Source organism: Streptomyces sp. NPDC046862, from assembly GCF_040704615.1.
Classification (GTDB): Bacteria; Actinomycetota; Actinomycetes; order Streptomycetales; family Streptomycetaceae; genus Streptomyces.
Window position 1 is genome coordinate 62,366 of record NZ_JBEYXP010000011.1, and the last position, 24,333, is coordinate 86,698.

At 69.4% G+C, this 24,333-nt stretch carries 22 protein-coding genes; 10 read left to right on the forward strand and 12 right to left on the reverse strand.

From position 1 onward, the window contains the following. The first annotated feature begins 140 nt into the window (after positions 1-140). Both AB0959_RS14470 and AB0959_RS14475 read left to right on the forward strand, forming a co-directional pair. Entirely contained in the window at positions 141-1,745 is a 1,605-nt protein-coding gene (locus tag AB0959_RS14470; protein ID WP_366826725.1) for an FAD-dependent oxidoreductase, read from the forward strand. Between the two features lie 313 nt (positions 1,746-2,058). Then, positions 2,059-3,300: a cytochrome P450 gene (locus AB0959_RS14475; protein ID WP_366826726.1), complete on the forward strand. Its 1,242-nt coding sequence runs from the start codon at positions 2,059-2,061 to the stop codon at positions 3,298-3,300. A 570-nt stretch (positions 3,301-3,870) separates the two neighbouring features. Here the strand turns inward: AB0959_RS14475 and AB0959_RS14480 are convergent. From AB0959_RS14480 to AB0959_RS14525, 10 genes are all read right to left on the reverse strand, one after another. Beyond that, on the reverse strand, positions 3,871-4,695 hold the full coding sequence (locus AB0959_RS14480) for an NAD(P)H-binding protein (protein WP_366826727.1): 825 nt from the start codon (positions 4,693-4,695) through the stop codon (positions 3,871-3,873). A gap of 128 nt (positions 4,696-4,823) precedes the next feature. After that, a complete protein-coding gene (locus AB0959_RS14485; protein WP_366826728.1) occupies positions 4,824-5,276 on the reverse strand; it encodes a MaoC family dehydratase in 453 nt (150 codons plus the stop codon). Further along, positions 5,273-6,175, reverse strand: a complete 903-nt coding sequence (locus AB0959_RS14490) for an acyl-CoA thioesterase II (RefSeq protein WP_366826729.1) — start codon at positions 6,173-6,175, stop codon at positions 5,273-5,275. Before AB0959_RS14490 ends, AB0959_RS14485 begins: the two co-directional genes overlap by 4 nt. Continuing rightward, a complete protein-coding gene (locus AB0959_RS14495; RefSeq protein ID WP_366826730.1) occupies positions 6,172-7,326 on the reverse strand; it encodes an acyl-CoA dehydrogenase family protein in 1,155 nt (384 codons plus the stop codon). Before AB0959_RS14495 ends, AB0959_RS14490 begins: the two co-directional genes overlap by 4 nt. A gap of 8 nt (positions 7,327-7,334) precedes the next feature. Further along, positions 7,335-8,498 (reverse strand): acyl-CoA dehydrogenase family protein, encoded by a 1,164-nt coding sequence (locus AB0959_RS14500; RefSeq protein ID WP_366826731.1) that lies wholly within the window; start codon positions 8,496-8,498, stop codon positions 7,335-7,337. A gap of 10 nt (positions 8,499-8,508) precedes the next feature. Then, positions 8,509-10,029, reverse strand: a complete 1,521-nt coding sequence (locus tag AB0959_RS14505) for an AMP-binding protein (protein ID WP_366826732.1) — start codon at positions 10,027-10,029, stop codon at positions 8,509-8,511. A gap of 23 nt (positions 10,030-10,052) precedes the next feature. After that, the gene (locus tag AB0959_RS14510; RefSeq protein WP_366826733.1) at positions 10,053-11,246 is read right to left on the reverse strand and encodes an MFS transporter; all 1,194 of its coding nucleotides are present in this window, start codon (positions 11,244-11,246) and stop codon (positions 10,053-10,055) included. 235 nt (positions 11,247-11,481) lie between these two features. Beyond that, positions 11,482-13,005, reverse strand: coding sequence for an MFS transporter (locus AB0959_RS14515; protein WP_366826734.1), 1,524 nt, complete (start codon positions 13,003-13,005; stop codon positions 11,482-11,484). A gap of 187 nt (positions 13,006-13,192) precedes the next feature. Continuing rightward, positions 13,193-14,083 carry a VOC family protein gene (locus AB0959_RS14520; RefSeq protein ID WP_366826735.1) on the reverse strand — a complete coding sequence of 297 codons (891 nt, stop codon included), beginning with the start codon at positions 14,081-14,083 and terminating at the stop codon, positions 13,193-13,195. Between the two features lie 51 nt (positions 14,084-14,134). Then, positions 14,135-14,971 (reverse strand): alpha/beta hydrolase, encoded by an 837-nt coding sequence (locus AB0959_RS14525; protein WP_366826736.1) that lies wholly within the window; start codon positions 14,969-14,971, stop codon positions 14,135-14,137. Positions 14,972-15,226: 255 nt separating this feature from the next. Here AB0959_RS14525 and AB0959_RS14530 point away from each other — a divergent pair, with 255 nt between their 5' ends. The 4 genes from AB0959_RS14530 (at position 15,227) to dmpG (ending at position 18,973) form a co-directional block, all read left to right on the forward strand. After that, positions 15,227-16,045, forward strand: coding sequence for an IclR family transcriptional regulator (locus AB0959_RS14530; protein ID WP_366826737.1), 819 nt, complete (start codon positions 15,227-15,229; stop codon positions 16,043-16,045). A 101-nt stretch (positions 16,046-16,146) separates the two neighbouring features. Then, a complete protein-coding gene (locus tag AB0959_RS14535) occupies positions 16,147-16,959 on the forward strand; it encodes a fumarylacetoacetate hydrolase family protein (protein ID WP_366826738.1) in 813 nt (270 codons plus the stop codon). Continuing rightward, entirely contained in the window at positions 16,956-17,900 is a 945-nt protein-coding gene (locus AB0959_RS14540; protein ID WP_366826739.1) for an acetaldehyde dehydrogenase (acetylating), read from the forward strand. Before AB0959_RS14535 ends, AB0959_RS14540 begins: the two co-directional genes overlap by 4 nt. Beyond that, entirely contained in the window at positions 17,897-18,973 is a 1,077-nt protein-coding gene (gene dmpG, locus AB0959_RS14545) for a 4-hydroxy-2-oxovalerate aldolase (protein WP_366826740.1), read from the forward strand. The genes AB0959_RS14540 and dmpG overlap by 4 nt, the downstream gene beginning before the upstream one ends. 61 nt (positions 18,974-19,034) lie before the next feature. Here dmpG and AB0959_RS14550 read toward each other — a convergent pair whose 3' ends face one another. Continuing rightward, a complete protein-coding gene (locus tag AB0959_RS14550) occupies positions 19,035-19,679 on the reverse strand; it encodes a response regulator transcription factor (RefSeq protein ID WP_366826741.1) in 645 nt (214 codons plus the stop codon). Between the two features lie 31 nt (positions 19,680-19,710). Further along, positions 19,711-20,937 (reverse strand): histidine kinase, encoded by a 1,227-nt coding sequence (locus AB0959_RS14555; RefSeq protein ID WP_366826742.1) that lies wholly within the window; start codon positions 20,935-20,937, stop codon positions 19,711-19,713. Positions 20,938-21,200: 263 nt separating this feature from the next. Between AB0959_RS14555 and AB0959_RS14560 the strand changes: the two genes are divergently transcribed. Genes AB0959_RS14560 through hcaB form a run of 4 tightly spaced genes read left to right on the forward strand, consistent with a single transcriptional unit; the run spans position 21,201 to position 24,296 of the window. Then, positions 21,201-22,541 (forward strand): aromatic ring-hydroxylating dioxygenase subunit alpha, encoded by a 1,341-nt coding sequence (locus tag AB0959_RS14560; RefSeq protein WP_366826743.1) that lies wholly within the window; start codon positions 21,201-21,203, stop codon positions 22,539-22,541. Between the two features lie 5 nt (positions 22,542-22,546). Continuing rightward, entirely contained in the window at positions 22,547-23,116 is a 570-nt protein-coding gene (locus AB0959_RS14565; protein WP_366826744.1) for an aromatic-ring-hydroxylating dioxygenase subunit beta, read from the forward strand. Between the two features lie 5 nt (positions 23,117-23,121). Next, entirely contained in the window at positions 23,122-23,496 is a 375-nt protein-coding gene (locus tag AB0959_RS14570; RefSeq protein ID WP_366826868.1) for a bifunctional 3-phenylpropionate/cinnamic acid dioxygenase ferredoxin subunit, read from the forward strand. Beyond that, a complete protein-coding gene (hcaB, locus tag AB0959_RS14575) occupies positions 23,493-24,296 on the forward strand; it encodes a 3-(cis-5,6-dihydroxycyclohexa-1,3-dien-1-yl)propanoate dehydrogenase (RefSeq protein WP_366826745.1) in 804 nt (267 codons plus the stop codon). Before AB0959_RS14570 ends, hcaB begins: the two co-directional genes overlap by 4 nt. The last annotated feature ends 37 nt before the right edge of the window (positions 24,297-24,333 follow it).

A 24,333-nucleotide genomic window follows, 5' to 3' on the forward strand; every position in this document is an offset into this window, starting at 1 on the left:
GCAAGACGTCGCGTTCCGGCCGAGGCGCGTGCACGCGCCCGTGAGCCGGGTGCGGTGGCAGGGGATGGCCGCCGAAGCTTCAGGAGCCGCCTTCGGCGTGCGCCCGGGGCAAACCTGAGAAGCACACGAGGAGGACAGTGATGGCCAGTGGGGAGACCTACGACATCGTCGTCGTGGGATCGGGAGGAGGCGGGCTCGTCGGGGCCTACGTCGCGGCGTCGCGCGGGCTGCGCACGCTCGTGATCGAGAAGACCGACCGGGTGGGCGGTACGACCGCCTACTCCGGCGCGGGGCTGTGGTTCCCTGGATCGGCACCCATCAAGCGGGCCGGCGTCGAAGAGGGAATCGAAGACGCCACAACCTATCTGCGCGGTGTGGTGGCGGACGAGACCAGGGAGCGCCTGCAGGGCGCCTACCTGGACGCCGGCCGCAGACTGATCGACGAGTTGGAGCAGAACCCCTGGTTCCAGTCGTTCGTCTTCGCTCCCGTACCCGACTACTACGCGGCGGCTCCGGGCTCCTCGCCCGCGGGGCGGACGATCTTCCCGCCGGACGTCCCCGCGGTGGATCTCGGCGAACATGCCCAGCTGATACGGGACACGATCCCCGTCGAGCGCCTGGGCGCGGAGCGCGACACGGTCCTCAACGGCGGCCAGGCCCTCGTCGGCCGGGCGCTGGTTGCCTTCCTGGAAACCGGGAACGGTTCGCTCCGCGTCAACACCCGGCTGGAGAGCCTGGTCGTGGAGGACGGCCGGGTCGTCGGTGTCACGGCGACGAGCGAGGGCGAACAGATCAGCTTCCGGGCGGAGCGTGCGGTACTCCTCGCGGCCGGGGGCTTCGAGCGCAACGGGGAACTCCGCAAGAAGCACCACGCGGTGCCCCTCGACGGCACGTGGTCGAACGGCGCTCCCGGCAACACCGGTGACGCCCTCCAGGCCGGCATCGCGGTCGGCGCCGCCACCGACCTCCTCGACGAGGCATGGTTCGTGCCGGGCCTCATCCAGCCGGACGGGCTGCCGGTGTTCCACGCCGGGACCCGCGGCGGCATCTGGGTCAACGCGGCGGGCGAGCGCTTCGTGAACGAGACCAGCCCCTACGACCAGGCGGGCCACGAACTCGTCCGGTTGCACTCGACCAGCGGTGTCCCCCACATCCCGAGCCACTGGGTGTTCGACCAGCGTCATGTCAACCGCGACAGCTTCGGTGGACCCCCCGACCAGCCGCCGAACCCGGCGTGGTTCGAGTCCGGCGCGCTGAAGAAGGCGGACAGCATCGAGGAGCTGGCGGAGCTGATCGAGGTGCCGTACGAGACCTTGCGCGAATCGGTCGAGGAGTTCAACAGCTACTCCGCCACCGGTGTGGACGAGCGGTTCCACCGTGGCGAGACACCTTGGGACCAGACGTACCACCACATCGTGGGCTTCCCCGCCGGGCCCGTGATGAACTACATGGCCAAGCCCTCCCCGGAGTTCGCCAACCCGCTGCTGCTGCCGATCGACACCCCGCCGTTCTACGCGGCGACGATCGTCCTGTCCGACATCGGGACCAAGGGAGGCCTGAAGACCGACGAGCACGCGCGCGTGCTGCGGCCGGACGGGAGCGCCATCCCGGGGCTCTACGCGGCGGGAAACACGGCCGCGGCCATGTCGGGCCATGTGTACCCGGGTGCGGGCACACCGATCGGCAGCAGCCTCGCCTTCGCCTACCGCGCCGTCCTCGACGCCGTCAGTGAGAAGAGGGGCTGACTCCCGCTGCGCGTCAGCAGGCCCCGGAGACCATCCCCGCAGGGGAGCGGCCTTCGCGCCCTGAGGGCAGCCCTCGGGATCGAATTGGTCCCTGACATCTCGCACGACGGACGGCCGGCATCCCGGCACATTGATTGTACCGATCGGTCGACGTAAGATTCATGGCGTACACACCGCAGTGCCGCCATCCGGGAGCCGCGCGATCTCCCGGCGAGGTGCTGCTGCAGCCGCCGTCGACCAGTGACCGAGTGGGGCGCGGGCAGTTCTGCCGATGCCGTGGCCGACGGCGAAGTCAAGGAAGAGGAGTGCGGACGTGGCCGACAAACTGACCGGTGCCGACGTGACCGAGGAAGTCCCGAAGTACCCGTCGCCCCGGGCGGCGGAGTGTCCGTTCGCGCCGCCGCCGGGCTTGCTCGGGCTGCACGGCTCGGGCAAGGCGGTGCGCAGGGTCGAGACCTGGGACGGCAGCACGCCATGGGTGGCCACGACCCACGCCGCGCAGCGACAACTGCTGGCCGACCCGCGGCTGAGCGCCAACATCGGTGCGCCCGGGTATCCGCACACCACGGCGTCGATGAAGGCGCACGCGTCCGAGATGCAGCCGTCGATCAACAACACCGACGGCGCCGAACACCAGCGCTGGCGCCGGATGCTGACGAGCTCCTTCACCCGTCACCGGATGGAGAAGCTCCGCCCGGAGATCCAGCAGATCACCGACGACCTGATCGACAAGATGCTGGCGGGCCCGAACCCGACCGAGCTGAACGAGGCGCTGTCGCTGCCGCTGCCGTCGCTGATGATCTGCGCGCTGCTCGGAGTTCCGTACGAGGATCACGAGTTCTTCCAGGAGCACGCCGGAGTCACCAACGCGCGGTTCAAGACTGCCGAAGAGGCCGCCGAGACCACGAGGGTGCTGCGCGCGTACATCTCCGGTCTCATCGAGAAGAAGATGGACGCCCCCGGTGAGGACGTCCTGTCGGATCTCGCCGAGCGGGTCAAGGCGGGCGATCTCTCCATGTCGGAGGCCGCTCCGCTCGGACACATCCTGCTCGTCGCCGGCCACGACACCAGCGCGAACATGATCACCCTGGGTACCGCGCTGCTGCTTGAGAACCCCGACCAGCTCGCCGCGCTGCGGGAGCACAGCGACGACCCGAAGTATGTGGCGGGCGCCACCGAGGAGCTGCTGCGCTATCTGACCATCCCGCACCTGCTCGCCCGCCGGGCAGTGGTCGAGGACATCGAGATCGACGGCGAGGTCATTCGCGCGGGGGAGGGCGTCATCGCGGCTCTGCCTGCGGCCAACTGGGACCCGGAGGCCTTCCCTGATCCGGAGAAGCTCGACCTCGCGCGCAAGGCCTCGCACCACATGGCGTTCAGCTGGGGCCCGCACCAGTGCATCGGTCAGCAGCTGGCCCGTATCGAGCTCCACGTCGTGTTCAGCACGCTGTTCCGCCGGATCCCGACGCTGCGGCTGGCGGCCGACGTATCGGAGCTGAAGTTCAAGGAGGACTCCCAGGCCTACGGCATCTACGAGCTGCCCGTCGCCTGGTAAACCTGCGGCGACCCCGGACTCGGGACCTGAAGACCCTCGGCGCGAGCGCTGTTCCACGGGCTGGTCGGGCCTCTCACGGCGACCGGACCGGCCGCGGAACACCGCTCGCCCTCTTCCTGGCTGCTGCCGGCAAAGACCACCCCGGGGCAGCACATCGGATGATGCCGACCGGGACCCCCTGCACGGTGCCCCAACAGCCTCATCGCACGACGATCGTTGCGTCAATGGGCCGAGTGCGTCGTTGATCGGCCGCCGCACGGCCGCGCACCCTCGACGCCGAGCAGTACTCGGAACGCGCCTGGTCGAGCGCTGCCTCGGCAGGTCGACCAGCCGCGGACCGGCGCACCGGCGGCTTCGAGAGTGCGGCCGTCCGCTACGGCCCAGGAACTTTGCCCAGCTTCTATTCGAGTGGCTTCTGTCCGAGGGGACGCCGATGGACAGAAGGGGTCCGGCCGACGGTCGTGGCGCCGTCGCCGTAGTCCACGACGCCCGACACTTCCGAACCTGCCCGCGGCGGAACCCCCTTCCGGCAAAGAACCCCTGATGGCGTCAGCAGACGGACAGCGAGCGTCAGGGGTTCCAGACGCCGGTGGCCGTGGCCTCGCGGGCGTAGTCGGAGAAGTCCCTGGGGGTTCGCCCGAGTGCCTCCTCGACGCCGTGGACCAGATAGGCGTTCCGGCCGTCCAGGTTCTGGGCGTATCCGTCCGCGAGATCCTCCGGGAGGCCGTTCTCTCGCAGCGACGCGCGGAACTGCTCCGGGGTGAGCGGGATGTAGGTGATCTCGCGCCCGGTGGCCCTGGACAGTTCCTCGGCCACATCCGCGAAGGTGAGCAGGCGAGGTCCGGAGAGTTCGTAGGTCTTGCCGATGTGCCGGTCGTCGGTCAGTGCGGCGACCACCACGTCGGCGATGTCGTCGATGTCGACGAACGCCTCGGCGACGTCGCCGACCGGCAGTACGATCTCGCCGGCCAGGACCGCGTCGAGGAAGAAGCCCTCACTGAAGTTCTGGTTGAACCAGCCCGGGCGGACGACTGTCCAGTCGGCGCCGGAATTCCTGACGCCCTCCTCGATGGTGTGGAGGGTCGCGTCGCCACGGGCGGACAGCAGCACCAGGCGCCGCACGCCGGAGTCCACCGCCGCCCGGGAGAAGGCGGCGATCTGCTCGCCGGAACCGGGCACCGTGATGTCGGGGTGCGTGAGGTAGACCGCGTCGACGCCGTCGAGCGCCGCCTTCCAGCTGCCCGTGTCCTCCCAGACGAATGAGGGCTCACTGCTGCGCGATCCGATGCGGACGGAATGGCCGAGGGAGGCAAGGCGCTCGGCGACTCGTCGGCCGGTCTTGCCGGTGCCGCCGATGACGAGCACGGCGGGGCGGGGGGTGAAGTGTACGGACACAACTCTCCTCATGGATGGGCGCACGAACGTGCGCGACGACACCGTCGACGGGACGGCATACGGAAGACCGGCCCGCCACGGGACGGTCGACCAGGTCAATGCGAGGGCCTCTTGCAGGGTGGTGGCCATTACGGCACCAGCAGGCTGACCGCCTCCACCACCCACGTCGGCTTGTCTGCGCCCTCACGCTCGATCGTGACCCTGGTGGTGAGCAGGTATCCGCTGCCACCGGCCACCAGCGAGACCAGTTCGACGCCGGCCCGCACACGGGAGCCGACCGGCACCGGCGAAGGGAAACGGACCTTGTCGGCACCGTAGTTGACACCCATCGTGAGGTCCTTGATCTCGTAGACCTGTCCCTCCAGCATCGGCACCAACGACAGGGTCAGGTATCCGTGCGCGATGGTGCTGCCGAACGGGCCCCGCGCCGCTCGCTCGGGGTCGACGTGGATCCACTGACGGTCGCCGGTCGCTTCCGCGAACGCGTCGATCTGTTGCTGGGTGACCGTGTGCCAGGCGGAGTGGCCGAGCCGGGTGCCCACCGCCTTGCCCAGCTCCTCGATGTCCTGAAAGACCCTCATCGTCCCTCCAGCCTCTTCCCGTCGGTGGTTTCCGTCGGTGGTTCAGGGGTGCGCACCATGAGCTCCTGGGCGGTCGCGGCGAGCAGGGTGCCGTCGCGGCTGTGGATGCGGCCGGTCACCAGGCCTCGGCTGCTTCCCGCTGTGGGTGACTCCTGGACGGTGAGCAGCCATTCGTCGGCCCGGCCCTCGCGGTACCACCACAGCGCGTGGTCCAGGCTGGCCATCGTCGTGCCCTTGCCGCCCCAGACGAGGCCGTGGGCGGTGAGGATCGGCTCGGAGATGTAGGCGTCGCTCAGGTAGGCGAGGACCGCGCGGTGCACCATCGGGTCGTCCGGCAGTTTCCGCCGGGCCCGGATCCAGATCGCGCGGGCCGGTCCGCCGTGGTCCCCGAGGGTGTCGAGGGCCTCTGCCGGGACGAGCCGGACGTCCAGGTAGTCCTGGAGCGTGCGGCTGCCGCACTTGCCGGAGGGCTCGGCGCCGGGTGGTGCCTGGGAGGGCAGGTCTTCCGGATCCGGTAGGCCCTTCGGTGCCGTCGCCTGGTGTTCCACTCCCCTCGACGGCTGCTGGAACGAGGCGATCATGGTGAAGATCGACAGCCCGTCCTGATACGCCTGGACGCGGCGGGTCGAGAACGAGCGGCCGTCGCGCACGCGGTCCACCCCGTAGGTGATCGGTTTGCGCAGGTCGCCCGCGCGCAGGAAGTAGCCGTGCAGGGAGTGCGCCTTCCGGAGCGGCTCGGTCGTCCGGGACGCGGCGAGCAGTGCCTGGGCGAGGACCTGACCGCCGAAGACCCGGCCGCCGGGCATGTGGTGCGCGGTGGCGACGAACACGTCGTCCACGGTGCGGGCTTCCGCGGTGCCCGGGGTGAGCGCGTCGACGAGGTCCGACTCTCCGTTCACTGGGCCGGCCCCAGGCTCGCGTGGTCGAGCAGGGTACGGGCCAGCCGGGAGCGGTGGAACGCGCCGTCCCCGGCCAGGCGCTCGATCGCCGTGAGCCGGCTCAGGCGGTGGCCGATGCCGTGCTCGGCGGTGACACCGATCCCGCCGTGCAGTTGGACGGCCTCCTGGCTGATGAGCCGGCTCGCGCGGGAGACCTGCAGCCAGGCGTGCGAAGCGGCGGTCGCTACGTCGACGGCCCCGTCGCCCCGATGCTCGGCGTCGCGGACGACGGTTGCCCAACTGACGGTGGAGCGCGCCAGTTCGAGGGCGACGTACATCTCCGCGGCGCGGTGGGTGAGGGCCTGGAAGGCACTGAGCGGTCTGCCGAACTGGACGCGGGTGCGAAGGTATTCCACGGTCGTGTCCAGGGCCCGTCGCGTCGCCCCCAGTGCCTCGTGCCCGTAGGCGATGCGGGCGCGGTCCTGGACCCGTTCGATCGTCGTGGTGTGGTCGACCCCGGGGTCGCCGAGCGCGGTGGCGGGTGTGGCGTCGAAGCGGACGGCGGCGGCGCGGCCGCCGTCCGGGGTCCGGTAGGGCACGCGGGTCAGATTGTCGGCGTCCGGCGTGACGAGGAACAGCGCCGTGCGGTCGTCGACGGTCGCGGACACGACCAGGACGTCGGCCCGTTCACCCTGGACGACGGGCTCTTTGAGGCCCGCGAGTCGCCATCCGCCGGGGCCGGTGGCGGCGGTGACGGACTGGGCGCGGGCGCGCCACCGGGTTCCGGGCTCGTGGTGGGCGAAGGCCAGGAGGCGCTCGCCGGCCGACAGCGACGCCAGGAGGCTGCGGCGCTGCTCGTCGGTGCCCGCCTCGTCGACGAGCCCGCCGGCGAGGACCACGGCCTCGACGAAGGGCTCGGGCGCGAGCACCCGGCCGATCTCCTCGGCGACGACGGACACCTCGACGGGGCCGGCGCCGACTCCGCCGAACTCCTCGGGGAAGGGCAGCGCGAGCGCCCCGATGTCGGCCAGCTGCTGCCAGACCTTCTCGTCGAAGCCGGGATCGCGGGCCACGACCTCCCGGCGGATCCCGATGTGGGGGTACTGCGCCGACAGCAGTCTGCGAACGCTGTCGCGCAGCGCGTTCTGCTCGTCGTCGTGTGTGAAGTCCATGACTGCCCTCAGAGTCCGAGAATCGTGGTGGCGATGATGGTGCGCTGTATTTCGTTGGATCCGCCGTAGATGGAGGTCTTGCGCTCGTTGAGGTAGTGCGGGACGCTCCGTCGCGCCCACCGCGGAAGATCCGATCCGTCGTCCGCGCCGGAGGCGAGCGCGGCCGGCCCCGCCATGTCGACGACCAGCTCGGTGACAGCCTGGGACAGGCGGGTGCCGTGCAGTTTGAGCACCGACGACGCAGGGTCGGCAGCCTCGTGGGCGGCGCCGCCCGCCACACGCAGCGCGGTCAGCTCCAGCGCGAGGAGCTCGTTCTCCAGGTCGGTGAACCGGTGCACGTAGGAGGCGTCGTCGAGCAGGCCCAGGGCATGGGCGCGCTGCTTCGCCGTGGCGAGCATGCGCTTGGTCTCGCCGACCCCACTCAGTCCCGTCCGCTCGTTGCCCAGCAGGAACTTGGCGTACGTCCAGCCCTTGTTGACCTCGCCGACGAGGTTGTCCGCCGGGACACGCACGTCGTCGAAGAAGACCTCGTTGACCTCGAAGGTGCCGTCCACGAGCTCGATCGGACGGACCGTCACCCCGGGGCTGCTCATGTCGATGAGCAGGAAGCTGATGCCCAGTTGACGTTTCGGGGCCGCGGGATCCGTCCGTACGAGCGTGAAGATCCAGTCCCCGTACTGGGCGAGAGTCGTCCAGGTCTTCTGGCCGTTGACCACCCAGTGGTGCCCGTCCAGGACCGCGGTGGTCCGAAGGGAAGCCAGGTCCGATCCGGCTTCGGGCTCGGAGAACCCTTGCGACCACCAGATGTCGAGGTTCGCCGTGGGCGGCAGGAACCGTTCCTTCTGCTCCTGGCTGCCGAAGGCGGCGATCACCGGGCCGACCATCGAGGTGTTGAACTCGAGCGGCCGGGGGACGGCCGCCTCCGCGAGCTCCTCGTGCCAGATGTGGGTTCGCAACGGCGTCCAGTCGTGGCCTCCCCACTCGACGGGCCAGTCCGGCACCGCCAGGCCCGCCGCGTTGAGGACGCGTTGGGAGGTGACGTAGTCGTCACGCGTCAACTCCTCGTGGGCGGCCACCTTGTCACGGATCTCCTGTGGAATCCCGGCCCGCAGGAAGGTGCGGAACTCGTCACGGAACCGCGCGTCGTCAGGTGCCAGTCGCAGTCTCACCATCGCCGTGTCCTCACTTCTCACGCAGCTCGGCGGCGAGCGCACGCTTGTCGATCTTGCCGGTGGGACCCACCGGCAAGGTGTCCTTGACCAGGAGCTGCCGCGGGATCTTGTAGGGCGCCAGGCGCGTGCCGGCGTAGTCGATGAGGTCCGCTGCCGGGAAGGAGGTCTCGCCGTCCTGGGGTACCACGAAGGCGACCACCTCCTCGCCGTAGTGATCGTCCGGCCGGCCGACGACGGCGGCGAGGGAGACCGCCGGGTGTTCAAGGAGCACTGCCTCTATTTCGTTGGGGTAGACGTTCAGACCACCGCGGATGATGAGCTCCTTGCTGCGCCCGACGATGTAGAGGTAGCCGTCCTCGTCCATCCAGCCGAGGTCCCCCGTACGCAGCCACCCGTCACGGACCGCCTCACCGGTCTCCTCGGGCCGGCCGAGGTATCCCTTCATGACGAGCGGTCCGCCGAACAGCACCTCTCCGATATGGTCCGGCCCTGACGGCAGCTCCTGGCCGTCGGAATCCACGATGCGGAGGTCCGCGCCGACGACGGCGCGGCCGACGGAGCCGTGCCGGAACTCGAAGGCGCTGCCGTTGACCGTTCCGCCGCCGCCGGTCTCCGTGAGGCCGTACCCTTCGACGTAGTCGGCGTTCGGCAACGCTTTGCGGATGAGCCGCACCTGCTCGGGGGCCATCGGTGCGCCACCGCTGGTCGCGGTGGTGACGCTGGTGAGGTCCCGCCCGTCGAGGTCCGCGTTGACCAGGGCGTGGTACATCGTGGGAACGCCGTACAAGTACGTGATGCGGTGCCGCTCGATCGCGTCGAGCAGGTCGGTGACCGAGAACCGTTCCCGCAGGACGAGGGTCTGGCGGCGCAGGACGGCCCCGTCGAGCAGCTCGGACAGCCCGAAGACGTGGTAGAAGGGCAGCACGGCGTACAGGACGTCGTTCTCGTCGCTCGGCGCGGTCGCGCTGCCCAGCAGCGGGTTGAGGAGCAGGTTGAGGTGGGACAGCTCGACGCCCTTGGGAGCTCCGGTCGAGCCGCTGGTGTAGAGGACTACCGCCGTCGCGTCGTGCGCGTTGTCGACCGGCGCGAGGACCTCGGGATGCGACTCCTCCGCGGCGACGAGTTCGTTCAGCGGCCAGAGCGGGGCCGGTGGCTCCGGCTCGAGCGGATCCGCCGGCAACGTGATGATGGCGTCGACGCCTGCATCGCCCACGACGTACCCGACTTCGCGGGCGGTTGCCGCCGGGTTCATCGGCAGGACTGTGGCTCCGAGGGCCAGCAGGCCGAAGTAGTACGGCACGAAGTCGACGACGTTCGGCAGTCGCAGTCCGACGCGGCTGCCCTCGGCGACCCCGCGGGCGGCGAGCACGGCCGCGGCGCGACCGGCTCGGCGCTCCAGGTCCGCGAACGTGTGGGTTTCGTCCTTCGTCACGACGAAGGGCTTGCCGGGCCGCAGCCGCGCGGCGTCACACAAGGTGGTGGCGAAGTTGAAGTACATGCGGTGCTCCCGGGGGTGCGGGTGTCTGGGCATAGCGGCACTGGGGGCGGACACGATCAGATGGGTTGAACTGCCTGGGTTTCGACCGCCACGGGGATGCTGAGGCCGCGAAGCAGCAGTGCGGCGGGAATCGCGCCGCCGGCGCAGACCAGGAACGCGATGGCCGGCTCGTGGACCAGGAGCCCCACGACGCCGGTGACCACGAGAGCGCCGAGGTTTCCGGCGAGCAGGACCAGGCCCGCGGCGGTGCCCTCGGAGTCTCCGGTACGCCGTTCCAGCATTTCCAGGATGATCGGGAGGGAGGGCAGGAGCGTGAACCCGAGGATCGCCAGACCCGCGAAGCCCGTGGGTACCGACGGCGCGACCGTCAGCAGCAGGCAGCACAGTGCGGCGACGACGAGCCCGACGGCTATGGTCTGCCGTTCCCGGTGATGACGTGCCGCGACCACCGGGACGAACGCGGAACCGACGACGCCGGCGACGACTCCGATGACCAGCATGATGCTCGCCATGTCCGCGTGCACACCCGCCGGTTCCAGCAGCGTCTCGGCGAACGTCATGATCGCGTTGAAGGTTCCGAAAGGGAAGAAGACGATGAAGCACATCCGCCGGACGAAGGGGTCGCCCAGTGTGGCGCGCACCGTGACACGTCGCCCGGTCGGCTGCGAGGAGGTGCGCACCGGGTGCCTCAGCACCACCAGCAGAGCGAAGGCCGCGGCACAGGAGAGAGCGGAACCGATGCCGACCAGGGTGGTGAACTGTCCGGCACCGGGCAGGACGGCGCCGAGCGCGAAGGCGGCGACCATGCCGCTGAACATCCCCGCCGACGAGATGGCGATGCCGCGCGCGCGGTCCTTCTCGGCGAGATAGTTCCGGGCGACGGCGGGGATCGCGTTGAGCACCAGAGGCTGGCCGATCGCGATGATGCTCTGCCCCACGAGCGCCCATCCGTACGCGTCGCCGACCAGTCTCAGTGCTGCTCCGACCGCGGTGAGCAGCGCACCGGTCGCCAAGCCCGCCTTGAAGCGGCGGTCGAGGATGCGCCCGGCCGGGATCGCCAGGACGACGAACCAGAGCGGGAACATGTTGGCCAGCCACCCGACCGCGGACTCCGAGACCCCGAAGTGGTCGGCGGCGACACCCGTGACGGGCGCGTAGCCGAGCCAGGCCACTTGTGTCGCGGCCGCCATGAGAGTGAAGGCCCCCACGGCGGTCCAGCGGCTGCGGACCTGGTCGGGCTGTGACTGCACCGACGCTGCGCGTCTCCTTTGTCGCTGCGGCATCGTCGTCTCCCATCTTCTTGCCTGCTCGCTGTGCGGAGCGAGTGCTTCGTCCCGCACAGCGAGGGGGTTGTCGGTACGGGTGCGGAGTCCGACCCGGTGTCCGGATCCGCCGGTGACGCCGGTACCGCTCGGTGGGGAGCGACGGATCACCCAGGGTCCGCGGCGGGCAACTCGCCCGTCCCGCGGAGCATTCGTCGGGCCCTCAGCCTCGACTTCGTGCCGCTTTCCGAAGCGGCGGGTCGTCGCCCGAAGCCCAGCCGGACGCCGGTTTCGCCAGCAGGATCAGGCCGCTGGCCAACGCCACCGCGATCATGACGACGAACAGCAGATTGAAGCCGTGGGTCAACACGCCGATGCCCGTGTCCGGGGGCACCTTGGCCTCGTAGAAGGCGGACCGGGCAGTGACCGGCAAGGAACTCGTCGCGATGCTGAGACCCCCGGCGAGGGCGACCGCCCCTCCGACATTCATGATCGTCAACCGGATTCCGTTGACGGTTCCGATCTCTCCCGGCGGGGCCTCACGAATGATCAATGTGGAGTTGACCGTCGAGAAGACACCGGCGCCGAGACCGATGGCAAGCAACGCCAGCAGGTGCCACCCGTAGGGCCGTCCGTACGAGAACGACAGGGCGAGCAGGCCGAGTCCGGCGGCCATGGTGACGCTCGCCTGTATCGCTGTGGTGCGCATGCCCGTGCGCGAGGCGATACGGTCCGCCACGAGCGATCCGACGGTGATCCCCACCGGAAGGGGGAGCACCTTCATTCCCGCCGCCACGGCCGAGTCACCGAGGACGGTCTGGTAGTAGAGGCCCGCGATCAGGACGGTCTCGAACCTCGGCAGTACGCTGAGGAGATTGCTGAGATTGGCGAGCAGGAACGAGCCGCGTCTGAACAGTCGGGCCTGGAGAATGGGGTCCTGGGCCCGGGACTCGACGAAGATCAGTACGGGTATCAGCGCGGCGAACACCGCCAGGCCGACCGCCACTTGCCAGCTGCGCAGGCCCGAGCTCTGTACCGAGGAGACACCGTAGAGCAGAAAGCCGGACATCACCGACAGCGTGAACCCTCCCCAGACGTCGAGGGAGCGCTTGCGTTCGGAGCTGCGGGGCAGTGACCCCAGGTACTTGGCCCCCAGCACGATGCACCCGAGCGCGAAGGGCACTTGGCCCCAGTACAGCCATTGCCAGCCAAAGGTCCCGGTGACCAGACCACCGACCGAGGGCGCGATCATCTGCGCCACGGAGACGCCGGCGAGATAGACCCCCATGGCCCACCCGAGTCGCTGCCCCGGGAACACCGCGCCCACGATCGCCCCCGTGTTGCACAGCACCATGGCGGCTCCGACCGCCTGGACCGCGCTCAGCACGATCAGCATGACCACGGAGGTGGCCAGGCCGGACAGCAGCGCCGACACGGTGAAGATCCCGAGACCGGCCAGGAACATCCAGCGCAGCCCCACCAGGTCGGCGATTCGGCCGAACAGGATCAGAAGGCAGGTCTGGACGAGGGAAGGCATGAGCAGCAGCCACGTCGACTCGAACGCCGAGGCCCCGAAATGCCGGGCCATGGTCGGCAGCGCGATGGTGAGGACACTGGTGCTCGCCACGACGATGAAAATGCTCAGCGTCACCAGCGACAGGAGCCGCAGTTCGAAGGATCTCCGCTCCCGAGCGGTCTCACCGGGTGTCGTGGTGTCGGTCGTGGACCCGTTGTCGGTCGCCGTCATCGCGTCCTGCCCTCGACGTCGACGCGCACGGCGGGGGTCAGGAGTGGGCTCAGCCCCTCGGGCGCGAGGTTCATGCCGGTGCAGCCCTTTCTCCGGCGTCGGTGTCGAACGCCGCGGTCGGTGACGCTACGGAGGTCCACCGGGAGCCCCGGCAGGCGCCGGAGCTCCGTCGGCTGGTGGGCGTGGCTCACACGTCGGGCTCGTTGGGGTCCCGGTGCTCGGTGAACTCGTGGCCCCAGTAGCTGGTCGCGTCGTAGCGGGCCGGTGTCCAGGTGGCGTCGTCGATGAGCTTGCCGCCGTAGCCGTACTCGACCTGGAAGCCCGAGGGCGTCATCGAGTAGAACGACAGCATCTCGTCGTTGGTGTGTTTGCCGAACTGCATGATGATCGGTGCCGCACCCTGCTTGGCCTTGCTCCAGGCCCGTCCGACGAGGTCGAGGTCGTCCACCTCGAACATCAGGTGGCCCACGCCGGGCGGCATCTGCGGGGCGGGGGCCCAGGCGAACGAATGGTGCCGCTCGTTGCAGTGCGTGAAGGTGCCGGCCATGCCGGGACCAAAGTCGATGTAGTCGCTCAGCTTGAAGCCGAGGACGCCGAAGTACAGTCGGCCGTAGGCGTCGTCGTCGTGCACGAACTGGAAGATGTGGCCCGCGCCGCCCGTGCCGGTGACGAACCGGGCACCCGTGGGCGAGACGAAGCGTTCGGTGGACTCGCCGAGGCCCCAGAAGAGTTCGAGCCGCTGTCCCTCCGGGTCGTCGAACTCGACCAGCCCGCTGACCTGTCGACGGCTCGCGGCCTCGGCGTCGGCACGCTTGACGGAGTACCCGTTGCTCTCCAGGGCCGCCGCGAGTTCCTCCAGTTCGCTCTGCCCCTTCACCTCCCAGCCGATCGCGGCGACGGCGTCGGTGTCCGCGCGGCGGACGTCCAGGCGGTACGCCTTCTCGTCGAGCCGCAGCAGGAGCCTGTCGGGCGTGTCCACGACCGCCTGGAGACCGAGCAGGTCGCAGGCGTACGCCTTCCACGCGTCGAGATCGGTCGCGTCGACGACCACGTATCCGAGACTGGTGACCTCAGCCACTTTGTGTTCCTTACTGTGTGGGGATGTGTGATGCCCGGCTGTTGGCCGGGATCAGTGGGAGGAGACGAAGTCGGCCACGAGCCTGTTGAACTCGTCGGCGTGTTCGAGTTGCAGCCAGTGGCCGCACCGGTTGATCAGGACCAGCCGGGAGTCCGGGATCAGGGAGAGCAGCCGCAAGGACGCTTCGGCGGGCATCACCCGGTCGTCGCGCCCATGGAGGAGCAAAGTGGGCGTGCTGATGCCCGCCACTTCCTCGACGGTGCTCCAGGCCATGCCGGTCGGGAAATCAGAGATGAAGTTGGCCAGGTGGTCGGGGTGTTTGCGCGCCGCCTCGGAACGCTGCCGGACCAATTCGTCGCCGGTGTGGGCCGAGTCGTAGGTCATGATGTCGATGAGCGCGCGGAAGCCTTCCGGTGACGGGTCGAGATACGCCCCCAGCAGAGTCTTCAGCCCTTCGGTGACGCCTCCGCCGGGTGTGAGCAGCGACGGTCCGGGCGCACCGGCGCCCATGGTGATCAGGTGGGAGACGCGGTCCGGGTGCTGGGCGGCGAGCTTGATCGAGGTCAGTCCGCCCATCGAGTTGCCGATGAAGGCGGCCTTGTCGATGCCGAGGGTGTCGAGGAGTTGCAGCGCCGCTCCGACGTGGTCCCGCTCGGCGGGCTTGACCGCGTCCGACTCTCCCCAGCCGGGCATGTCGGGCGCGATCACGCGGAATCCGTCGGCGAGCGCCTTCAGGTTCGGACCGAAGTTGCTCCAGCCGGTGGCACCCGGACCGCTGCCGTGCAGCATCACGAGAGGATGGCCCTCACCCGCCTCGTTGTAGTGGATCTTCCAGTCCCTGGTCCGGACCGACCGGCTTGTTCCCTCGGCCGTCACGTCCTGTGGCATCGACGTCTCCTCATGACCTGTGCGTATGTGGGCCGAGGCTCTGTCATGGGGTGCGTTCGGGGGAAGCGCGCGGTTCCGTCCCGTTGAACGAGCGGCGGATTTCCTCATTCGTCGGCGGCGTTGGCAGGCCGAGGCCGCATCGCTGTCCCTGCCTCTGGTCCATGTCTCACCGCTTGACACCCACTCGTCGGCGTGACTAGATGACAGGCATGTAAATGGTCATTTACATGCTCGGTCCGAAGAGTGGTGATCCCCATGAGCAGCATGATCCGCATGCCCTCCATCCCCACAGGCCCCACCCCTCCGCACCGGAGATCGGCGGAGCGGAACGGCCCGGCGGACACCTCGGCCGCCAAGGTGCTGGTCCTGCTCGACGCGTTCAGAGGGCCGAAGGGTGTTCTGGGCGTGACGGAACTGGCGGCGGCGGTGGGCGTTCCCAAATCGACCGCACACCGCCTTCTGTCGATCATGGTGGAGGCCGGATTCGTCCGGAAGATCGGCAGTCGATACTGTCTGACCGAGCGCCTCTTCGAGGTGGGCAACCGGGCAGGGTCCCCCGCCATCCGCTCGACCGGTCTACGGCATCGGGCGATGCCGTATCTGACGGATCTCTACGCCGGTGGCCGGGACACCGTCCATCTGGCGACCTTGAGCGGTACGGACGTCCTTTATCTGGAGAAGTTGTTCGGACACGATGCCGGATGCGCGTCCACCGCGGTCGGGGTGCGCCGGCCCGCGCACGCGACCGCGCTGGGCAAGGCGATGCTCGCGTACACCGCGCACGCGCAGGTGCAGCTCCTGGCAGGGGCGCCGCTGCGCCGGTTCACCTCACGCACGCTCCACACCGATGCCCAACTCGAGCGGGAACTGACGCGCGTCCGCGACGAGGGTCTCGCGTACGACGACGGCGAACTCCAGGAGGGGCTGCAGTGCATCGCCGTGCCGATCCTCGACGCCTCGACCGGCACGGCCGTGGCTGCGGTCTCCGTCTCCTCCTTCCGTTCCCGGCAGCTGAAGCGGTACGCCCCGCAACTGCTGGCCCTGTCGCGTGACCTGTCGCGCGCCGCTGCCTGAGGCTTCACCTCCCGCTGAGGGCGGCTCCTTCCTCCGGCGAGTGTGCCGCCCCGCGGAACTCCGCTCTGTCTCAGAACCTGTCCGACGCGGAGCATCGGGGCATGAAAGAGACCACCACCACCGCCGACGCCCAGGTGAAGGAAGCCGCTCGGCGTCTCCTCCGGGCAGCCGCCGACGGAGTGCCGTGCGCCCCGGTGCGAGACCTCCTCGGTACCAATGACCTGCGCGCCGCGTATGCGGTCCAGCAGCAGATCACCTGGGAGCGGATCCTGCGCGGCGGAGTCGTCGTCGGCCGGAAGATCGGCCTGACCTCGGCCGCCGTACAACAGCAACTCGGCGTCGACCGGCCCGATGTCGGGATCCTGTTCCAGGACATGTCCTACCTCGGCGGCGACACCATCCCCATCCGGACCGTCCAGCAACCGCGAGTCGAGGCGGAGATCGCCTTCGCCCTCGCCGACGACCTGACCGAAGGCCCCCTCGACACCGACCAGGTACGCGGCGCGATCGCCTACGCGGTGCCCGCCCTGGAAGTCTGCGGCAGCCGCATCGAGAACTGGGACATCAGCCTCGTGGACACGGTGGCGGACAACGCGTCCTGCGGTGCCTTCGTCCTGGGGCCGCGGCGCAGGAGCCTGGACGAGTTCACGCCCCAAGACGTCGTGATGAGCATGACGGTCGACGGTACGGAGGTGTCGACCGGCACCGGAGCCGCGTGTCTGGGAGACCCCCTGAACGCCGTCGTGTGGCTGGCCCGACAGGCACGGGAACTCGGCGACCCGCTGCGGGCCGGGCAGGTGATCCTCTCGGGCGCCCTCGGCCCCATGCACCCGGTGGTGGCCGGCAACAAGGTCACCGCGAAGATCTCCCCCCTCGGCGCGGTGACGGTGACCTTCGGTGAGGGAGAATCGTGAACAGCACAAAGGTCGCGATCATCGGGTCGGGCAACATCGGTACCGACCTGATGATCAAGGTGATGCGGAACGCCCAGCATCTTGAGATGGGCGTCCTGGTGGGGATCGACCCGGAGTCCGACGGCCTTGCCCGGGCGGCACGGTTGGGGTTCGCCACTACGGCCGAAGGCGTCGACGGACTCATCCGTCTGCCGGAGTTCGCCGACATCGGCGTCGTCTTCGACGCCACGTCGGCGCAGGCGCACCTGCAAAACGCCGAGCGGCTCGCACCCTACGGCAAGCGGCTGATCGACCTGACGCCCGCCGCGATCGGCCCCTACGTGATCCCGGCGGTCAACCTCGGCGAGCACCTCGACGCCCCCGACGTGAACATGGTGACCTGCGGAGGGCAAGCGACGATTCCCGTCGTGGCCGCCGTCTCCCGGGTCGTCCCCACGCCGTACGCGGAGATCGTCGCGTCCATCGCCTCCAGATCTGCCGGCCCCGGCACCCGAGCCAACATCGACGAGTTCACCGAGACCACCTCGGCGGCCATCACGCGGGTCGGTGGCGCCCGGCGCGGCAAGGCGATCATCGTCCTGAACCCGGCCGAGCCGCCGCTCCTCATGCGTGACACGGTCCTGTGCCTGGTCACCGCGCCGGATGCGGGACAGCACCGAGCGATCCGTGACTCCGTCGAGAAGATGGTGGCCGAGGTGGCCGCCTACGTTCCGGGATACCGGCTCAAGCAGGAGGTGCAGATCACCGCGGTTCCCGACGACCAGCCGCTTCAGACCCTGCTGGACACAGGCGTCGAACGCCCCACCCATCAGGTCTCGGTGTTCCTCGAGGTCGAGGGCGCCGGACACTACCTGCCCGCCTACGCGGGCAACCTCGACATCATGACGTCAGCGGCGCTGAGGGTCGCCGAGCGGATCGCCGCGGAAAGGCAGGTCCGATGAGCATCCCGGTCTTCGTCCAGGACGTCACCCTGCGGGACGGCATGCACGCGATGCGCCACCGCATCACTCCCCGGCGTGTCCGGGAGATCGTCACCGCGCTCGACGAGGCCGGTGTCGACGCCATCGAGGTCGCCCACGGCGACGGGCTGGCCGGCGGTTCGCTCACCTTCGGCCCCGGCTCGCACACCGACTGGGAGTGGATCGAGGCGGCGGCCTCCGCTGTGCGGCGGGCCAGGCTCACCACGCTGCTGCTGCCCGGGGTCGGCACGGTCCACGAGCTGAAGCGGGCCTGGGACCTGGGCGTGCGCTCGGTCCGGGTGGCCACGCACTGCACCGAGGCCGACATCGCCGCCCAGCACATCGCCTCGGCCAGGGACATCGGCATGGATGTCGCGGGCTTTTTGATGCTCTCCCACATGGCCGAGCCGGACGAACTCGCCCGCCAGGCCAAGCTGATGGAGTCCTACGGCGCCACCTGCGTCTACGTCACCGACTCCGGCGGCCGGCTCACCATGAAGGACGTCGAGGCGAGAGTGCGTGCCTATCGCGACGTGCTCGACCCGGACACCGAGATCGGCATCCATGCCCACGAGAACCTCTCCCTGGCCGTCGCCAACTCCGTCACCGCCGTGGAGAACGGAGTGCGCCGCGTCGACGCCTCGCTGGCCGGGCACGGTGCCGGCGCCGGGAACTGCCCCATCGAGGCGTTCGTCGCGGTGGCGGACCTCTCCGGCTTCCGGCACGGCTGCGACCTGTTCAAGCTCCAGGATGCCGCCGACGACCTCGTCCGACCGCTCCAGGACCGGCCGGTCCGCGTCGACCGCGAGACCCTGACACTCGGGTACGCCGGGGTCTACTCGTCCTTCCTCCGCCACGCCGAACACGCCTCCCGGCAGTACGGCGTCGAGGTCAGGGAGATCCTCATGGAGTGCGGTCGCCGCCGGCTGGTCGGCGGACAGGAGGACCTGATCGTCGACATCGCGCTCACCCTCCAAGGCGAGTGTGCCGCCCCGCAGAACTCCACGAGGCCTGGCAATCCCACTCGCCTCAGCCAGGTCAAGCAATGGACTTAAAACATGCGAGTCCCAGTCACTCCCCGCTACGGCGCCAGGCGATACGGCAACCCGCGGCGCCCTATGTGTTGTTGAGGTACGCCAGCACCGCCAACACCCTGCGGTGGCCGCTGTCGCTCGGGGGCAGCCCGAGCTTGAGGAAGACGTTGCCGATGTGCTTGCTGACGGATCGTTCCGTGACGACGAGCGTCGTGGCGATGGTGGTGTTGTCGTGGCCCTCGGCCATCAGTTTCAGGACCTCCAGCTCGCGCGGGGTCAGCGCGGCTAGAGGGGACTCACCGCGGCGGGTGAGGAGTTCGGTCACCACCTCGGGGTCCAGGGCCGTGCCGCCGGAGGCGACCCGGTCCAGGGCGTCCAGGAACTCGTCGACCCGGCCCACGCGGTCCTTGAGCAGATAGCCCACGCCACTCGCTCCGCCGCCCAGCAGTTCCGCGGCGTACGACTCCTCGACGTACTGCGAGAGCACCAGCACCGGCAGCTCGGGGATCTCCTTGCGGACCTCCAGCGCGGCGCGCAGTCCCTCGTCGCGGAAGCCGGGCGGCATCCGCACGTCGAGGACGGCGACGTCCGGGCGGTGTTCGAGGAGGGCGGGGAGGATCTCGGGCCCGGTGCCGACCACGGCCGCGACCTCGTGCCCGGACGACGTCAGCAGCAGGACGAGTCCCTCCCTCAGCAGGGCGTTGTCCTCGGCGATCACGACGCGCACGGCCGCTCCCTGTCTCTTCCGTTCGTCCCGGTCACCATACGCACGGGAGCTCCACTTCGATCATGGTCGGTCCCCCGACGGGGCTGGTCACCCGCACCGTGCCGTCCAGCGCGGCGACGCGGCGCCGCATCCCGAGCAGCCCGGTGCCGTCGGTCTCCTCGGCACCGCCGCGGCCCTCGTCGCGTACGGTGACCCGCACCCCCTTGGGGACGCGGGCGAGGTGGACGTCCGCGCGCGGGGAGCCGCTGTGCTTGGCGGCGTTGGTCAGCGCCTCGGCCACCACGAAGTACGCGGCGGCCTCCACCGCCGCAGGGGCGCGCGGGCCGTCGCGCTCCAGATCCTCCACGCGGACCGTCACCTCCAGGGCTCCACCACCCTCGGCTTCTCGCTCTCCCTCGGCTTCGCTCGAGCGGGGGGACTCCAGTGAGCGGGGGGACCCCCAGCTGGCCGCCAGGGCCCGCACCGCGCCCGCCAGGCCGCGATCGGTGAGGATCGGCGGGTGAATACCTCGGACGACGAGCCGCAGTTCGGTCAGCGCGTGCTCGGCCTGCTCCTGCGCGTCCGTCAAGAGCCGTCGCGCGGCCTCGGGGTCCGTGTCGTAGGCGCGCTTGGCGAGCCCGATGCGCATGGACAGGGACACCAGACGGGCCTGTGTGCCGTCGTGCAGGTCCCGCTCGATGCGGCGCAGCTCGGCTTCGTGCGCGGCGATGGCGCCGGCCCGGGTCTGGGTCAGTTCCTCGACCCGTTCGGCGAGCCGGGCCTTCGGGGAGGGCTTGAGCAGGGCGGCGGACCAGCGGGCCTCCAGGTCGGCGAGCCGCACGACCAGCGGCAGCACGACCGGCTCGCGGCGCAGCGGCCCGCTCCGTACGCCATCCACCAGCAGTCCCACGGGCCACAGCGGCAGCGCGACGACGAGAAGGCCGCCGTACAGGTAGTGGGCGGCCATCCAGCGCAGGTCGGCGAGGGTGCCGGGATCCAGGACGGCTATGCGCAGCCGCTCGCGCAGTGTGCCGCTGATCGGCTGGTATGCCTCCGGGACCGGTTCCCCCGTCCACGCGCTCACCATGGCCCGTTTGGCACCGGCGATCCGGCGGATCAGCAGCACGGTCTCGGGTAGCAGCCAGGCACCGACTCCCGCCGCCGTCGCGACGGCGGTGATCAGGAGCACGGTGATGAAGAGGATCGTGCCGAAGGCCAGGGCCGTGGCCATGGCGAGGTGGACGGTGGCCCGCCACGCCTGCCGCAGGGACTCGCGCATGGCGATCAGACTAAGCCAGCCGCCGAACAGGCGAGCGAGCGACCAGGGGAGGGGCCAGGGCCTGTCTGACCGATTCCGTGTCAGTGAGGTTCCGTGGCCCGTGCCTCGGTCCAGCCCGGAAGCAACCGGAACAGAACGCGCTCGACTGACTGACAGCCATCGCAGAGGCGTTCCGCACCACAGAACGAACCGGTCGGAAAGCTTCCCACGCACCTGCACGCTGTGGTTTGCACGAGTCATTATCGTCACGGGAACGGGACACCATGATCGATTTCGACAACCTCGTCGACCCCGACCGAGGCTGGAACAACCCGCGGATCTACACGGATCCGGAACTGTACGAGCGCGAACTGGAGTACGTCTTCGGGCGCAGCTGGCTCTTCCTCGCCCACGAATCCCAACTGCCCAAGCCGGGCAGCTTCATCCAGACCTACATGGCAGAGGACCCGGTGCTCGTCGTCCGGCAGCGGGACGGATCCGTGAAGGCGTTCCTCAACCAGTGCCGTCACCGCGGCATGCGGATCTGCCGCTCGGACGCGGGCACCAGCAAGAACTTCACCTGCACCTACCACGGGTGGGCCTACGACCTCGAGGGTAACCTGATCAACGTTCCACTGGAGGACCGGGCTTACCACAATCAGATCGACAAGTCGAAGTGGGGCGCCCTCAAGGTCCCCCGTATCGCGAACCACAAGGGCTTCTACTTCGGCACCTGGTCCGAGGAGACGCCGGAGTTCGAGGAGTACCTCGGCGACATGGCGTGGTTCTTCGACGCCTGCGTCGACCGGTTCGACGGCGGACTGGAGCTGGTCCCCGGCACCACCAAGTGGGTCATCGACTGCAACTGGAAGTTCGCGGCCGAGCAGTTCGCCAGCGACATGTACCACGCACCCGTCTCCCACGCCTCGGCGCAGCTGGCCCTGGTCGAGGACCCGGACGGCTACAACCCCTTCCAGGATCCGGAGCTGCCCGGACGGCAGTTCGCCGGCAACGGGCACGGCTCGGGCGGCTTCTCCTTCCCGTTCCTCACCGAACCCCCGATGAACGAGCACCGCATGGAGACCTACGAGTGGCTGCAGAGCAGGGAGGAGGAGATCGTCCGCCGCCTGGGCGAGGAGCGTGTGCTCAAGGTGCACAACCACAACACGATCTTCCCCAACTTCTCCTGGCTCACCGACAGCAGCCTGCAGATCATGCGGGTCTGGCACCCGCGCGGCCCCGGCTCGATCGAGGTGTGGGCCTGGGCCTACCGCCCCAAGGACGCGCCGCCGAGCGTGAAATTGAACATGAAGCGGTTCTCGGAGGTCACCTTCGGCCCCGCGGGCTCCTTCGAGACGGACGACGGCGAGAACTGGACCGAGGTCCAGAAGGTGCTGCGCGGCTTCAAGGCCCGGCAGAACCGCTTTCACACCGGCATGGGCCTCGGTTTCGAGGAGCGCGATGCCGAGGGTTATCCGGGCCTGTCGAACGACGTCTACGCCGAGACCGCCGCCCGAGGTTTCTACCGCCGCTGGCACGACCTGGTGACCGGCAAGTCCTGGGCGCAGATCCAGGAGTCCGACCGAGCAGGCGAGGCCTCCGGGTCCCTCGCGGACAAGGTGTGACAGCGATGACGACCATCGACCGCGTTGAACCCGCCACCTCGTCGTTCCGCACCATTGACGTGCAGACGCAGCACGACGTGGAGCAGTTCCTCTATGCCGAGGCGGAACTGCTCGACCAGCAGCGCTACACCGACTGGATCGAGCTGTTCACGGAGGACGTCCACTACTGGGCGCCCACCCGGATGACCCGTACCAACCGTGAGCGGCACCGCGAGATCGCCGACGAGGACGAGAGCGCCCTCATCGACGACACCCTGTACTACCTTCGCGGTCGCGTCCGCCGCTACACCTCCGGCATCTCCTGGTCCGAGGAACCCCCGTCCCGGACCCGCCGGCTCATCACCAACGTCCGCGTCACCCGCCGGGCGGACTCCGACGAACTGGACGTCACGGCCAACTTCTACGTCTACCGCAGCCGCCTCGAACGCCACCAGGACTGGTTCGTCGGCGAACGCTTCGACGTCCTGCGCCCCGCCGACGTCACGGCCACCGGCTACCCGTACCGGATCGCCTCGCGCAAGATCGTCCTGGAGCAGACCACTCTCCTCGCCCCCAGCCTCAGCATCTTCCTGTGAGCGCCATGTACCAGAACGCACTTCCCCCCACCCTGACCGAACTGCCGGACCGGAAGTGGACTCGCGCGTGCGCGGTGGCCGAACTGCCCGAGGACGAAGGTCTCAAGCTCGCCACCGTGCCCGTCACCTCCGTTTTCGCCGCAGAGGGCGAGGTCTTCTGCATCGACGACACCTGCACGCACGAGACGTTCTCCCTCGCGGACGGCTGGGTCGAGGGGTGCGCCGTCGAATGCTCGCTGCACATGGCCAAGTTCGACCTCCGCACCGGCAAGGCCCTCTCGCCTCCGGCCTACCGCCCCGTGGCCACGCACCCCGTCTCCTGTGTGGACGGCGTCGTCTTCGTGGCCCTGCCGGCCGACTACCTCGTCAAGGAGGCATGACCATGGGACGGCTCGACGGCATCTGCGCGGTCGTCACCGGGGCCGGTTCCGGCCTCGGACGCGCCATCGTCGAACGGTTCACCGCCGAAGGCGCGCACGTCGTAGCCTTGGACCGCTCGGCGGCCAAGCTCGCGAAACTCGCCGCGGACCTCGGGGACCTGGTGACCACGGTGACTGGCGACGTCACCTCCTACGCGGACAACGTCCGAGCCTGCGAGACCGCCGTCGCCCGGCAGGGAAGACTCGACAGCTTCGTGGCCAACGCGGGCCTGTGGGACTTCGGCCGGTCGCTGGCCGACAGCGATCCGGACGACCTCCAGGCCGGCTTCGACGAGCTCTTCGCGGTGAACGTGAAAGCACTGGTGCTCGGCGCGAAGGCGGCGTTGCCGGCACTGACGACGTCCCGCGGATCCGTCATCTGCACCCTGTCCAATGCCGCCTTCTACCCGGTCGGCGGCGGACCCCTGTACGTGGCGTCCAAGCACGCCGGAGTGGGCCTGGTCCGGCAACTCGCCTACGAGCTGGCCCCGGAGGTCCGCGTCAACGCGGTCGCCCCCGGTGGCATGGCCACGGACCTGAGGGGGCCGGCCTCGATGGGCCTGGACGCCACGTCCATCGAGAGCACCATCCCGATCAGGGAGTACGTCAAGAGCACCACCGCCCTGCATCTCGACGTCCGTCCCGAGGACTACGTGGGGGCGTATGTGCTCCTCGCCGCACGCGACGAGTCCTCGACCGTGACCGGCACGGTCATCGACGTCAGCAGCTTCGGCATTCCGCGCAGGCCGACGGAGTCGTGAGCCGACCGCGACCGCCTTCCCGCCTGCCCACCCCCGG